Raw genomic sequence first — 13,553 nt, forward strand, 5'->3', positions numbered from 1 at the left:
GCTCGGCCGTGCCGGTGCGCGTGGAGCCGTCCGCGGCGGTCCAGCGGACCTCGGCGCGGACCTGCCGGCGGCCGGGTCCCGCCTCCGTCACGAAGACTGCCGGGGTGTTCTCCAGGAGCACCGCCGGGACGGAGCGCCGCCCGCATGAGCTGCTGCATGTCGTCCAGCATCGGCATGCGTGGGTTGGCGGGCGCGCACCGGTCCTCGTAGGCGTTCCTTCAGCCCGCCTGTGACCAGCCGGTCCACCGCGATGGCGGTCTTGGACGGCGCACCGCCCGAGGAGGCGGCTCGGGGTCGGGCGTCCTGTCGGGTCATGAGCATTACGCCTCCATCGTCGAGATCGTCGGCCGGAAGACCGGCAACGGGCCGTACGGGGAGCGGCACCGCGAGGGACCGGTACCGCCCCCACGACCACCGTCCCGCACGCGGGAGCCACCCCCCAGGCGACGAAGGTCCCGGTCAGGTCCTGACCGGCCCGGGTCACCAGGGCCGGTCGGCACCCGCCCGAAGTCGGGTGCGCTATCGCGCCCGTTCAGGGGCGCGGGGAACTGCGCGACCAGCCACGACGGACCCGCAGCTTCGAGCCGCACCCAGCGGAGCGCTACCGCTCGGGAAGCCAGTGGTGCGCGACCCGGCGCGAGGGGTGCTTCTCGGGCGGCCGGGTGTCGTCGATGCGGAAGGTGAGGCTGTTCATCACGCCCACCACGCCGTCGACCCGCCAGGTCAGCTGGACCACCAGCGGGATGTCGCTGCGGCGTTCCAGGCGTCCCTCCAGCGTGGCCGTGCCGTCGTGGACCGACACGATGACGGTGTGGGGCGGCAGGCACATGGCGCGGGTCAGGACCTCGTCGATGATCTCCTGACGGATCTCCTCGTCGGTGCGCAGGAAGACCCGCAGCAGGTCACGGCGGGTGGCGATGCCGATCAGGCGGTCCTCTTCGTCCACCACGGGCAGTCGTTCGATGTGATGGCGTTCCATCACCCGTGCGGCGTCCGCGACGCGCTGTTCGGGGTGCACGGTGATCGCGGGCGTCGACATCAGCTGCCCGGCGGTCAGGGCACGGGCCTTGGTGGCGGCGATACGTGCCTTCCGGCGCAGGGCCGGCAGCCGGAAGCGGCCTCCCCGGTCCCGTTTGGCCTTCGCCGCCTGCCGGTGCATCAGATCGGTTTCGGAGATCACGCCGAGGACCTTGTCGTCGGCGTCGACGACCGGCAGCCCGCTGATCCGGTGCCGGGCCAGCAGCTGTGCCACGTCCTTGAACGGTGTCTCCCGGCGGGCCCGGATGACCTCGGAGGTCATCACCTCGCCGACCTTGGAGGTCTTCATGGCAGTTCCCTTCGCACTGGTGCGTGCGGAGCGCGACCGGTGTCCCTTGCGCACGGCCCCTGCGAGCCGACGAATCCTTGCAGGGGACGTGCTCCTGCGGTGGGCATCGGGGGCCGGAACTCGCGGGTGAGGGCGGCCGGTCCGACCGCTGCCGTCCCTTTGGACTGTCCCGGGTAGCCGGCCCCCCGATGCCCCTTCAGCCTCTCGCACACCGCCTCGGTGGTGCAGGGGCCAACTGGTCCCGAGCCCCGGGCCGAACCGCCCTCTCATCGGCACACCGGGGCGGCCCTGTGCGTCACCGGCTGTCGCCGGCGTCCGTTTCGGGAAGCGCGGCCCGTCCGGCTTCCAGGCGGGCGACCGGGACGCGGAACGGTGAGCAGGAGACGTAGTCGAGGCCTGCCGCGTGGAAGAAGTGCACGGAGTCCGGGTCCCCGCCGTGCTCCCCGCAGACGCCGATCTTCAGGCCGGGCCGGGCGGCGCGGCCCTCGGCGACCGCGATCTCGACCAGGCGGCCCACGCCTTCGCGGTCGATCGTCTCGAACGGGGACACTTTGAAGATGCCCTTGTCGAGGTAGGCGGAGAAGAACGCCGCCTCGACGTCGTCGCGGGAGAAGCCCCAGGTGGTCTGGGTCAGGTCGTTGGTGCCGAAGGAGAAGAACTGCGCCTCCTCGGCGATCCGGCCCGCGGTGAGCGCCGCCCGGGGCAGCTCGATCATTGTGCCGACCGGGCACTGGATGGGGACGCCCGAGGCCTTGGAGACCTCGGCCAGTACCTGTTCCACTTCTTCGCGGACGAGCCGGAGCTCCTCGACCGTGTCGATGAGCGGGACCATGATCTCCGCCTGTGGGTCGCCGCCCGCGCGCTTGCGGTCCACGACCGCCTCGGCGATGGCCCGTACCTGCATGGCGACGAGTCCCGGTGCTACCAGCCCCAGGCGTACGCCGCGCAGGCCGAGCATCGGGTTCTCCTCGTGCATGCGGTTCACGGCGTCCAGCAGTTCGGCGTCGTGCGCGCTGGGCGGGTTGCCGTGGGCTTCGGCGGCGGCGATGCGTACGGCGAGTTCGGTGCGGTCGGGCAGGAACTCGTGGAGGGGCGGGTCGAGGAGGCGGATGGTGACCGGCAGGCCGTCCATGGCCTCCAGGATCCCGACGAAGTCCTGCCGCTGGAGCGGCAGCAGCGCGGCGAGGGCGCGTTCGCGTTCGGTGTCGGTGCGGGCCAGGATCATCGCCTCGACCAGCTGCCTGCGGTCGCCGAGGAACATGTGCTCGGTGCGGCACAGCCCGATGCCCTCGGCTCCGAACCGGCGGGCACGGGCGGCGTCCTCGGGTGTGTCCGCGTTCGCCCGCACGCCCAACCGCCGTATGCCGTCGGCTTGTTGCATGGCGCGGGCCACGGCGTCGACCAGCCCGGCCGAGCGCTCGCCCCGCTCGTCGGTCTCGAAGTACCGCATCACGGCGGAGTCGACCAACGGAGCCGCGCCCGGGTAGACCGCCCCCTCGGAGCCGTCCACCGATAGGACGGTGCCCTCCTCCACGACGGTGCCGCCCACGAGGAAGCGACGCCCCTGCGGGTCCACGGTGATCTCTTCGGCCCCGCACACGCACACCTTGCCCATGCCGCGGGCGACGACGGCCGCGTGGCTGGTCTTGCCGCCACGGCTGGTCAGCACGGCCTGGGCGGCGACCATGCCGGGCAGGTCGTCAGGGGTCGTCTCCTGCCGTACGAGGACGACCTTCTCCCCGGCGGCGGCACGCCGGACCGCTTCGGCGGAGTCGAATACCGCAGCCCCGACGGCGGCACCCGGCGAGGCCGGAATGCCGTGCGCAAGCGCCTGGCCGACGGCCGCGGTGTCGAAGCGGGGGAACATCAGCCGGGCGAGGCCGTCACCGCTGACGCGCGCCAGACCCTCGTCCGGAGTGATCAGATCTTCGTCGACCAGCTCGGCGGCGATGGCGAACGCGGCCTCCGCGGTGCGCTTGCCCACCCGGGTCTGCAGCATCCACAGCTTGCCGCGCTCGATAGTGAACTCGATGTCGCACAGGTCCCGGTAGTGGGTCTCCAACGTCCGCATGTGGTCGCGGAGTTGGGCGAACGCCTCGGGGTTCAGGCGGCCCAGTTCGTCCAGCGGCACGGTGTTGCGGATGCCGGCGACGACGTCCTCGCCCTGCGCGTTGGACAGGTAGTCGCCGTACACGCCGCGGGCGCCGGTGGCCGGGTCGCGGGTGAAGGCGACGCCGCTGCCGGAGTCGGGGCCGAGGTTGCCGAAGACCATGGTCTGTACGTTGACTGCGGTGCCCAGGTCGTCGGGAATGTGTTCGCGGCGGCGGTAGAGGCGGGCGCGTTCGCCGTTCCAGGACTCGAAGACGGCCAGCACCGCCCGGCGCAGCTGCTCCGCCGGGAGCTGGGGGAAGTCCTCCCCGGTCTCGTGCTTGATCAGGTTCTTGTACGTCTCCACGAGCTGGGCGAGGTCGCCCGCGTCCAGGTGGAGATCGTCCGGGGCGCCGCGCAGGTCCTTGAGCTGCGTCATGGCCTGCTCGAACACTGAGCTGTCGACGCCCATGACGGTGCTGCCGAACATCTGCACCAGGCGGCGGTAGGAGTCCCAGGCGAAGCGCTCGTTCCCGGAGGTCTTCGCCAGGCCGAGCACGGAGTCGTCGCCCAGGCCGATGTCGAGGATCGTCTCCATCATGCCGGGCATGGAGAAGCGGGCCCCGGAGCGGACGGACAGCAGCAGCGGGTCGTCCGGCTGCCCCAGCCGTCGTCCTGCGACCTGCTCCAGGACGGTCAGGTGTTCGGAGATCTCGCGGGCCAGGCCGTCCGGCTCGGTGCCGGTGGCGAGGAAGGCGCGGCAGGCTTCGGTGGTGACGGTGAAGCCGGGCGGGACCGGCAGGCCCATGCGGGTCATCTCGGCCAGGTTGGCGCCCTTGCCGCCGAGCAGGCCGGCCATGTCACGGCCGCCCTCGGTGAAGTCGTACACGTAACGGACCATGACGGTGCTCTTCCTTCCGGCTTCCCGGGGAATCGTGGTGCCCGGCCGTCTGCCGCGTGCCGTACCGAGGTCGGCACGCGGTGGCCAGGCGGTGGGTGGGTCACATCTCGAAGACGATGCGTGCCTTGATCTGGCCGTTCAGGACCTCGGTGATGGAGTCGTTGACGGTGTCCAGCGGCCGGGTCTCGTAGATCACCTTGGTACGGCCTGCGGCGTGCAGCTGGAACACCTCGTCCAGGTCCTGGCGGGTGCCGACGATGGAGCCGATGACCGAGGTGCCGTTCAGGACGGTGTCGAAGATCGGGACCTGGATGGTGCCGCCGGCGGGCAGGGCGACCATGACCAGTTTGCCGCCGCGTCGCAGTCCGCCGTACACGGAGGCGAACGCCTGCTCGTTGACGGCCAGCGCGATCGCGGCGTGGGCGCCGCCGTGCTGCTTCAGCACCTCGGCGGGGTCCTCCTTGCGGGCGTCGATGAGGATGTCAGCGCCCAGCTCGCGGGCGAGTTCGAGTTTGTCGTCGGTGACGTCGATCGCGGCGACGGTGGCTCCGGCGATCTTCGCGTACTGCACGGCGAGGTGGCCGAGCCCGCCGATGCCAGAGATCGCCACCAGCTGGGTGGGACGTACGTCGGCGACCTTGAGCGCCTTGTACGTGGTCACACCGGCACAGGTCAGCGGGGCCGCGTCGCGCGGATCGATGCCGTCGGGGACCACAGCGGCGAAGTCGGCCGGGGCGAGCATCTTCTCGGCGTAGCCGCCGTCCACGCTGTAGCCGGTGTTCTGCTGCTTCTCGCACAGCGTCTCCCAGCCGGACAGGCAGTGCTCGCAGCGCCCGCAGGCCCAGCCCAGCCAGGGCACGGCCACCCGCCGACCGACGGCCAGGTGCGTCACGCCGTCGCCGAGCGCCTCGACGATGCCGACGCCCTCGTGGCCGGGGACGAACGGGGGGCTGGGCTTGACGGGCCAGTCGCCGTGCGCGGCGTGGATGTCGGTGTGGCACAGGCCGGACGCCTCGAGCCGGATACGGACCTGGCCGGGGCCGGGCTCCGGATCGGGCCGCTCCTCGATCACCAGCGGCTCGCCGAACGACCGGACTACTGCTGCCTTCATGGCATGCTCCTCAAGCTCTGTCTGTGTCGGTGCGGTGCCAGCATCGATCCGGGGCCCGGTGCGGCGGCAGGTGCTGGAAGTCCTCGTGGGTGGGGCCGACCGGCCCCACCCACGAGGGGCGCCGGCCTGCGTCCTGGGACGCACCCCTGACCCGGGCACACGGCGAGCTGGTCAAGATCGTCGGCTGGTACGACAACGAGTGGGGCCACACCAACCACCCGCTCGACCTCACCGCATGCGTCACCGCCCGGCTCCCGCAGAGCTGACGGCCATTCACCGGCACGCGGCCGGCTGGCAGAGTCGGGGGATGGTCGGTTGGGGACTGCTGGGAGCGGCCGGCGGCCTGGCGGTGGCCGCGCTGTGGATCGGCTCCAGCGCGCTGGTGATACACCGCTCATCCGGCGTGGAAGGCCCGGCGATCCTGGGCGTCGTGATCTTCATGACGGGCCTCGTCGTCATGATCGTCGTGGGGCTCCTGGGCCTCCGCTGGCCCTACTGCGTTGCGGTGGGGCTGCTGGCCGTCCTGATGGTGATGCCACTCGTGTTCTACGGCGACGCCGTCCTCGACCGGCGAGGGGGGCAGGTGACGGCCGTGGTATCAGAGCGCCGCGACTTCGTCTCGCAGCCGAGTGGTGTCCCCGGCCATGCCTGCCGGATTCGCCTGCCGGACGGGACCGAGGCGGATGTCGCCGGTCCGAGGTGCGACGAGGACACCCGGATCGGCGACCGGCTGACCGTCTACCAGGACCCGCAGGGGCGGGTGCAGGCCAAGCTCGAGGTGCAGATGACGGCCGGACAGCTGATGTGGCTTGGCGCGGCGTGTGTGGCCGGGCTCGTCACGCTGGGGGCCCGGATCGGTGTCCATGTGGGCCGCGATCAGCACCACACCATAAGCACTGCCGGTTCGGCGGGCACACCGCCCGCTGCGTAGCCCGGGTGCCGTCGACGAGTGGCGGACGATGCCCGATCGCCACCTGTACCAGTACTGTCAGTCGAAGAGAGAGAGGTCGATGGATTCCGCGAGGGCGGCATAGCCCGCGTCACTGCCGTGGAGGTTGTCACCCATGTGCAGGTCGCTGCGGATGTGGGTGGGGTCGGCGGGGTCGCGCCAGACAGCGTCGAAGTCGAGTACGCCGTCGAAGGTGCCGCTCGTGTGGATCCATGAGTTGACCTGCTCGCGCGCCTTGTCACCCTCGGCTGAGTACATTTCCGAGCTGCCGTAGGGGGCAATGGTCGCGGCGTAGACCTTCACGCCGTGCGCGCGGGCGCGTGCCGCCAGTTGGATGTGGGCGGCGATGATGTCGTCGACGCCGACGGGTGAGCCGGGGAACATCGAGAGGAATCCGGCGGTCTCCTCGGTGCGTGGGGCGAAGGAGAAGATGAGGTCGTTGCCCACGGCGATCACCACGTGGCCGAGGCCAGGCGTGGCAAGGATGTCGCGGTCGAAGCGGGCGAGGGCGGCGGTGCCGATGCCGTCGGTGAGCATGCGGTTTCCGTTGATGCCCTGGCTGACCACACAGAGTGCCTGTCCGCCGCGGGCTGCCAGACGTTCGGCGAGCCTGTCCGTCCAGCGTCGGTCGGTGCCGGGGGTGGATCCCATGCCATCGACGCGAGAGTCGCCGATTACGGCGATGGCCTGGGTCGGAGTCTCAGGCTTCACTTCCACGGCCGTGATCAGGGCTTGTGCTGGCAAGGGGGCGGCGTCCGCGGGCAGCGACACGAGGGCGGTCGCGTCGCCGGGGATGAGCCAGCCGAGCGTGTGGAAGGTCCCGTGGCAGGTTGCGGTGTCGACTCGGCCAGGCAGGTAGAGGCTGACGGTCAGCCGAGACAACGCGGCGGTCGGCAGATCGATGGGGTCACTGAGGATCGGCGCGCCCGCCGGCACGGTGGCGCTCGGCCGGCCGCTGAAGGTCACCGCGTGATCGCTTCCGTGCTGGATTCCGTCGTCGGTGTCCGTGATGGCGACACGGGCGGCGCCGATGGTCAGCGGTGCGGTTCCGTACTCGTTGCGGATGCGGATGCGGATGCGGTGTCCGCCGCCTGTGAGGCGGACGATTTGCCGCAGCGTCGCGTTCTCGAAGGGCTCGATGCAGCTGACGGAGTTGTCCGGTGCCTGAGGGGAGGCGCCCCAGGTGCGAACCCATGCAACTGTGTGCGGGGCCGAACCTTCGGAGCTGGAGGAGGTGTTGATGGCGCTGTTCACGGTCGTTGCCCTTCGGCTGTCGGGTATGACGGGCGGTGCTTGAGGGTGTTGGTGTTCGACGAGTTCGATGTCAGGCGGCCTTACCTGATGCGGTGGAGGGGCCTGGGCCTCGTTCGCGGTCTTGCGCTTGCAGACCGATGCTCCGGCGCAGGGGAAGTCGATCCGCAGCGGGGTGAACGGCACCGCGTCTGGAACGGGCCGGGGAGCCGCTGGTCGTTCTAGCTCTGCGGCGCGCCGAACCACTGGGCAGTCGCCTGCTCGAACGCGTCGCGATCCGGGGCGGGCCCGCTCGCCCAGGCCACGACGCCGTCGGGCCGAATCAGCGCGGCACCCAGCCCGAGGTCGTTGCGCGCCGGGCCGGCCGCGTAGTGGATCCGGCCTGCCCACCCCTTGGCCGCGACCTGCAGTGCGCGGTCGGTGCTGAAGTCGAGCACAACTCCCTGCCCCTGACGCAGAAGTTCGCCGAGGCGGGTGCCGTCCTCGAAGCGGAAGTCCGGGGCGGTGCGGCCGATGAGGGGCTGTTCGCTGCCCAGGTCGCAGCGGTTGAACAGCCCCGACGTCTTTCGGTACACGTGGGTCGTTCCGTCGGTGGTGCGCATCAGATCGTGGACGAGTTGACGCAGTGCTGGGGCGTAGGGGCCCGGCTTCATGGTCGCGACCTGGGCTCGGGACCAGTCGAGCACGGCGGCGCCGACGGGGTGCCGCTCGGTGGTGTAGGTGTCGAGCAGGCCCTCGGGAGCGGAGCCGCGTACGGTGGCGGCGAGCTTCCAGCCGAGGTTGACGGCGTCGCCGATGCCGAGGTTGAGGCCCTGGCCGCCCAGGGGCGAGTGGATGTGTGCTGCGTCGCCGGCGAGCAGTACACGGCCCTCGCGATACGTCGTCGTCTGCATCGCGCGGTCGGTGAAGCTGGAGGCGAGATGGACCGCGCGCAGCGTCACGTCGGTGCCGCTGATGCGGCGTAGGACAGTCTGGAGGTGTTCGCGGGTCAGCGGCTGGGAGCGGTCGAAGGTGCCGCCGTCGAAGTCCATCATGCCCAGGTGCCCTTCGAGGGGCGTACGCAGATACATGCCGTGCGGCGTCAGGTTGAACCCGAGCGGCAGCTGCTCGGGGTCGGCGAAGGTGACCTTGGCGACGTAGCCGGTGAACAGCGGCTCGGTGCCGACGAATTCGAAGCCGGCGAGCTGACGTACGGCGCTGCGCCCGCCGTCGCAGCCCACCAGCCAGCGCCCCTCGTACTCCTGGCCGCCTGCCGTGACGAGGACAGATTCGGTGTCCTGCGCCACAGCCGTGACGGGAGCATTCCGGGTGATCTCGACTCCGAGCGCGGTGGCTCGCTCGGACAGCACCGATCCGGCCGCCTCCAGGCTTGTCATGAACCCCTCCATCGCCGGGCTGGGCAGCCGAGGGGGGAGGGCGGCTGTGTCGATGTCGGCCGCGTCGAGCGTCATGCCCGCGAAATGGCTCAGCTCACGAGGGTCGGGCGCCTCGACCGCTTCCGGATCCGCGCCCACCTTCTCCAGGTTGACTCCCGAAGCCTGCGTCATCGCTTCCAGCAGGCCGCGGCGGTAGAACGTCTCGGCCGACCCGGCGTTCAGGCCCCGCAGACCGAGCGGGAACGCCTTCAGGGGCGAGGTGAGTTCCGGGTCCCGCTCAAGGACCAGAACCGAGCAGCCGGACAGGGCCAGCTCGCCGGCCAGGAACAGACCGACCGGGCCGCCGCCCGCGATCACTACGTCATGCATGAGAGGTGTCCTTTTGAGAAACGAACGAGGGGGGCACCAGATCGGCCGGGTCAGCACAGATGGGTGAGGCCGTCGAGGATGACGGCGATGCCGGTGAGGAACTGCTCGCGGTCGTCGTGCTCGCGCATCTGGCCGACGATGGCGTGCATGAACGGGTAAGCCTCCGGGTCGAGGCCCTGCCATGCCGTCGATGCCGCGTCGAGGAACTCGTCGCGGTCCCCGTCGTGGTTGATCCCTGAGGTGTCCCCCTCGATGCGGGCGTTCTGGCTGACGGCTCCGAGGATGTAGTGCACGAGCGTCGAGGCCGCGTCGAACCAGGAGGCTCGCGGCACGCCCAAGGCGCCCATCTGCCCGCCGATCCGCTCGAAGATCCCCACCGTCACCGGGCCGACCGGATTTCGGATGATCTGGAGGGTCAGTCGCGTGGCGAGCCACTGATGTGCGGCGATCGCGTCGAACAGGGCCAGCGCGACGACACGGATCTCGTCCCCGGGCGTGGCCGCGGCCCCGGCGGGCCGGGTCGCCAGCGCCGCGCCGATCACGGTTTCCGTCGCCGTGTCGAGCAGCTCGTCACGGGTGCCCACGTGGTAGTAGATCGCCCCGGAACCGGTGGACAGCCGTTCGGTCAGTGCCCGGATGGTCAGCGCGCTCTCGCCGCCCGCATCGAGCATCTCGACCGCAGTGTTGATGATCTGCTCCCGGGAGAGCACCTGGTTGCGCCGCTGTGGTCGGCGTGCTCGCGTCGTCATACCAAGATGGTGGCATATTTGGTGCAGCGATCCAAATTGGTGCGCCGTACCAAAGTGCCGTACGGTCCCACTTTGGAATAGTGCACCAACGTGTTGGTCGGTCGACGCCGGCCGCAAGAACAAAGGGGCGTCATGTAACACGTCAGGATCACCGGAGCCGGGCTCGGCGGACTCACGCTGGCCCGCGTTCTGTACGTACACGGCATACCGGTAGAGGTCTACGAGGTGGAAGCATCGCCCGAGGCGCGGTGCAGGTGGGATGCTCGACATGCACGACTACAACGGGCAGCGCGCCATCGAGGCGGCCGGGCTGATGACGGAATTCCGCGCCAGCGTTTTGGAGGGGCGCCAGGCGATGCGCGCTCTGGGACAGGACGGCCGTGTCCTGTTCGAGAAAGGTGACGACGGCACCGGCGGCCGCCCGGAAGCACAGCGCGCGGACCTGCGACGGATGCTGCTCGACGCGCTCCCGCACGACACCGTCCACTGGGGTCGCAAGGTCACTGGCGCCCGCAGCCTCGGAGACGGCCGCATCAGACCCCGAGCGATGCCATCGCCAGTCCTCACTGTCAGTCGTTGCTGAACGCCGGGGGCGCCTGGTTCCGCCGGGCATCCTTGACGAACACGATCCCGTCGGTGCCGGCCAGGTGTGCCGGGTCGAGCGGGGAGTAGCCGTACCAGGGGGACTCTCGGTGGGCGGGTGTCGCGTCGGCGAGTGCTACGGCCAGTTGGCGGGCGTCGATCAGGCAGGGCTGCTGCGGGAGCGCGTACAGCAGCCCCTCAATGGTATCCGTGGGCGGGGAGTCCACCCCTTGATGGCGGATCGTGCCCAGGGCCGTGGCCAGGAAGGCGTATTCCTCGCCCAGGTGGGCGCTGACGATCGCGCCGGCGCTCCACCACTCCAGCAGCGGCTGGTCCCACATGCGCATCGTGCTCTTGGCCCGCTGCAGATGGCCGTTGTGGGCGGACACCAGCGTCGGGCCCCGTTCGGCGAGGGCGAGCAGGTTGGCGGACATCATCGAGTCCCGCAGGGCCAGCAGCCACGCCATGCGGCTCGGTGACGTGTCGGCCATCCAGAAGTGGTAGCGCAGCAGCCCGGTGGCGGTACGCCCGTACAGGCGTGCCCGGTGCCAGTCCTCCCGCGAGGACGCCGCGATCAGCTGTGGCGTCTGCGCGTCGAGCAGGGCCACCAGATCATCGGCGAGCAGCCGCAGTTGCTGGGCGTCGGGCGTCTGCCCCACGGACTGGGACGGATCCATCATCGCGGCAGGATTGGTCCAGCGGTCGTCAGCGCCGAGCAGGCGGTCGAGCGTTTCCGCGGTGCAGGGAAGCAGGTCGGCGGCGGCCCAGTCGGTGAGGTAGGCGTGGAGTTCGGTGAGGGCCTGCCGAGGGCTCGCGGCGCCGGTGATCTCCAGCGGGCCGTCGAAACCGGCGAAGCGGACCTGCTCGGAGGCGGGCCGGCCGTCGTTGTACGCGCGCATCCAGCGCACCAGCTCGCGGTTGCCCGCGAAGGCGCCCCACTCGTGGCTGAAGCCTCGCTCCATGACGTCGTCGAGGGTGCCGGTGCCCGAGGTGACGTAGTCGTCCAGGACCAGGCCCATCATGCAGTCGCTCTCGATTGCGATCGTGCGGAAGCCCTCCTGCTCGACGAGTTGCCGGAAGAGATCGTTTCGCAGCTCGAGCAGATCGTCCTCGCCATGGGTGGGCTCGCCCAGGGCGAGCAGCCGCGGCCTGGCCGGGAGCAATCCCATGACGGTTGCAGGGTCGACGACAAGGGCGGAGTCTGTGACATCAACAGTCATGCCCTCAACGGTATCGTTGAACCAACAGTGGAAACTTTTCGTCGATATTGGCAGGACAGTGAGGAAAAACCTTCAAACCGGTGGTCAGCTCAGGCCGGTTGACCTGGCGCGAGCGCACGGTCTGTCCACACAGGCGGTCAGGAACTACGAGGCGGCCGGCATCCTTCCGGCCGCCGAACGCACCTCGCACGGCTACCGCACCTACACACCGCTGCACGCGCAAGCCCTGCACGCGTTCCTCGCTCTGGTGCCCGGACACGGCCACCAGACGGCCACGGCGATCATGCAGGCGATCAACCAGGACGCCACCGAGGACGCGCTTCGGCTCATCGACGAAAGTCACGTCCAGCTACTCGAGGACCGTCGCACCCTCCAGGCCGTCGAGGCCGCGCTCGGCGACCTCGAGCCCGCACCCCAGGAACGCGGCGAGATGTTCGTCGGCCCCCTGGCGAGAAGGCTCGGCGTCCGCCCGGCCACCCTCCGCAAATGGGAACGCGCCGGCCTGGTCCAGCCGCGCCGCGACCCGCTGACGGGCTACCGGGTGTACAGCGCGGCCGACGTACGCGACGCCCTTCTGGCCCACCAGCTCAGACGAGGCGGCTACCTGCTCGAACAGGTCGCCCCGCTGATCGCCCAGGTCCGTTCTGCCGGAGGCATCGCGCCACTCGAGTCGACGCTGCGCGACTGGCACGCCCGCATCGCGGACCGAAGCCGCGCCATGCTCACCGGCGCCGCAGCACTGGACGCCTACCTCAACTGTCGACCGGCCGCGCCCAGGGACAGGCCGAGCGCCCCGCACCACCGTCTGGTCGACCACGGTTCCGATTCAGCCACCCAATAGCCCCCGAGCTCCCGCTGATCGTCGCCGTCGTCCCTCAAAGGGGCCCCTCCACCAACACCGCCAACGGCATCGAGCGCACCCGCACCGGCCCCGCCTGCACCACCTCGGCCTGGCCACCCACGAATCGCACCAAGTGGCCCTGCTCGACGAATCCGCCGTCCAGATCGGCGCCGACGGGCTCGGCTGACAAGTTCGTGGGCAGTCGGTGGTGGTGCGGGAAGTTCAGGAAGTGTGGGGGAGGTGTTGGGCGGGGATGACACCGAGACGGCCCGCCTGGTAGTCCTCGAACGCCTGCTGGACCTCTTCGGGGGTGTTCATCACAAACGGGCCGTACTGGACGACGGGTTCGCGGATGGGCCGACCGCCCAGCACGAAGAGCTCCAGCTTGGGGAGCGGGAGTCCTGCACGCGGTCGGCGGCCAGACGCAGTGCGTCACCGGCGCCGAAGGGGGCGAGCCGGCCCTCCCGGATCGGTCGGGCTTCGCCGCCGACCGTGCCGTGGCCCGCGAGGGCGTATACCAGCGCGCTGTATCCCTTGAGGAGCGCCTTGGGCGCACCCGCTGCCAGCGTCACAAGGGCGAGGAGGGCGCTGAGAATGGCGGCGGTGGCGTACGTGGAGTGGTTCCTTCCGTGCGGGCCACGCCGGGGGCGGGGTGGACGCAGGTTTTCGTGGTTGATTCGTCAAGAGGGGACTCTAGGCAGACGTAGATGATGTGTCAATCAAATGGTGGTCCCTGTGCCGGGCGGCCTCGCAGGTCGGCAACGCCGACCTCGCGGCGCCCCGCGTCTC

12 protein-coding genes and 2 pseudogenes are annotated in these 13,553 nt (G+C 70.2%); 4 read left to right on the plus strand and 10 right to left on the minus strand.

Annotated features, from left to right (window positions below):
• The 4 genes and pseudogenes from ABD357_RS44900 to adhP all read right to left on the minus strand — a co-directional run.
• Positions 1–121, minus strand: a pseudogene (locus ABD357_RS44900) (hypothetical protein); the annotation flags it as partial.
• Between the two features lie 480 nt (positions 122–601).
• Entirely contained in the window at positions 602–1,327 is a 726-nt protein-coding gene (locus ABD357_RS34095; RefSeq protein ID WP_344395089.1) for a CBS domain-containing protein, read from the minus strand.
• A gap of 295 nt (positions 1,328–1,622) precedes the next feature.
• Positions 1,623–4,316 carry a pyruvate, phosphate dikinase gene (gene ppdK / locus ABD357_RS34100; RefSeq protein WP_344395090.1) on the minus strand — a complete coding sequence of 898 codons (2,694 nt, stop codon included), beginning with the start codon at positions 4,314–4,316 and terminating at the stop codon, positions 1,623–1,625.
• 100 nt (positions 4,317–4,416) lie between these two features.
• A complete protein-coding gene (gene adhP / locus ABD357_RS34105) occupies positions 4,417–5,427 on the minus strand; it encodes an alcohol dehydrogenase AdhP (RefSeq protein ID WP_344395091.1) in 1,011 nt (336 codons plus the stop codon).
• Between the two features lie 89 nt (positions 5,428–5,516).
• Between adhP and ABD357_RS34110 the strand changes: the two genes are divergently transcribed.
• Both ABD357_RS34110 and ABD357_RS34115 read left to right on the plus strand, forming a co-directional pair.
• Entirely contained in the window at positions 5,517–5,693 is a 177-nt protein-coding gene (locus tag ABD357_RS34110; protein WP_344395092.1) for a hypothetical protein, read from the plus strand.
• Between the two features lie 41 nt (positions 5,694–5,734).
• Positions 5,735–6,358 (plus strand): hypothetical protein, encoded by a 624-nt coding sequence (locus tag ABD357_RS34115; RefSeq protein WP_344395093.1) that lies wholly within the window; start codon positions 5,735–5,737, stop codon positions 6,356–6,358.
• A 57-nt stretch (positions 6,359–6,415) separates the two neighbouring features.
• Here the strand turns inward: ABD357_RS34115 and ABD357_RS34120 are convergent, their stop codons facing one another.
• From ABD357_RS34120 to ABD357_RS34130, 3 genes are all read right to left on the minus strand, one after another.
• On the minus strand, positions 6,416–7,630 hold the full coding sequence (locus ABD357_RS34120) for an SGNH/GDSL hydrolase family protein (protein WP_344395094.1): 1,215 nt from the start codon (positions 7,628–7,630) through the stop codon (positions 6,416–6,418).
• 218 nt (positions 7,631–7,848) lie between these two features.
• Positions 7,849–9,372, minus strand: a complete 1,524-nt coding sequence (locus tag ABD357_RS34125; RefSeq protein ID WP_344395095.1) for an FAD-dependent monooxygenase — start codon at positions 9,370–9,372, stop codon at positions 7,849–7,851.
• Positions 9,373–9,422: 50 nt separating this feature from the next.
• Positions 9,423–10,121 (minus strand): TetR/AcrR family transcriptional regulator, encoded by a 699-nt coding sequence (locus ABD357_RS34130; protein ID WP_344395096.1) that lies wholly within the window; start codon positions 10,119–10,121, stop codon positions 9,423–9,425.
• A gap of 147 nt (positions 10,122–10,268) precedes the next feature.
• Here ABD357_RS34130 and ABD357_RS34135 point away from each other — a divergent pair.
• Positions 10,269–10,653 (plus strand): annotated as a pseudogene (locus ABD357_RS34135) (FAD-dependent oxidoreductase); the annotation flags it as partial.
• A 37-nt stretch (positions 10,654–10,690) separates the two neighbouring features.
• On the opposite strand, the gene ABD357_RS34140 reads toward ABD357_RS34135, so the two are convergent.
• Positions 10,691–11,923: an erythromycin esterase family protein gene (locus ABD357_RS34140; RefSeq protein ID WP_344395097.1), complete on the minus strand. Its 1,233-nt coding sequence runs from the start codon at positions 11,921–11,923 to the stop codon at positions 10,691–10,693.
• 58 nt (positions 11,924–11,981) lie between these two features.
• Here ABD357_RS34140 and ABD357_RS34145 point away from each other — a divergent pair, with 58 nt between their 5' ends.
• Complete coding sequence (locus tag ABD357_RS34145; RefSeq protein ID WP_344395098.1) at positions 11,982–12,764, plus strand: TioE family transcriptional regulator; 783 nt, start codon at positions 11,982–11,984, stop codon at positions 12,762–12,764.
• A gap of 34 nt (positions 12,765–12,798) precedes the next feature.
• On the opposite strand, the gene ABD357_RS34150 is transcribed toward ABD357_RS34145, so the two are convergent.
• Both ABD357_RS34150 and ABD357_RS34155 read right to left on the minus strand, forming a co-directional pair.
• Entirely contained in the window at positions 12,799–12,954 is a 156-nt protein-coding gene (locus tag ABD357_RS34150; RefSeq protein ID WP_344395099.1) for a hypothetical protein, read from the minus strand.
• Positions 12,955–12,986: 32 nt separating this feature from the next.
• Positions 12,987–13,136 carry a pirin-like C-terminal cupin domain-containing protein gene (locus ABD357_RS34155; protein ID WP_344395100.1) on the minus strand — a complete coding sequence of 50 codons (150 nt, stop codon included), beginning with the start codon at positions 13,134–13,136 and terminating at the stop codon, positions 12,987–12,989.
• Positions 13,137–13,553 lie beyond the last annotated feature (417 nt).

This window comes from Streptomyces vastus (assembly GCF_039532825.1).
GTDB classification, from domain to species: domain Bacteria; phylum Actinomycetota; class Actinomycetes; order Streptomycetales; family Streptomycetaceae; genus Streptomyces; species Streptomyces vastus.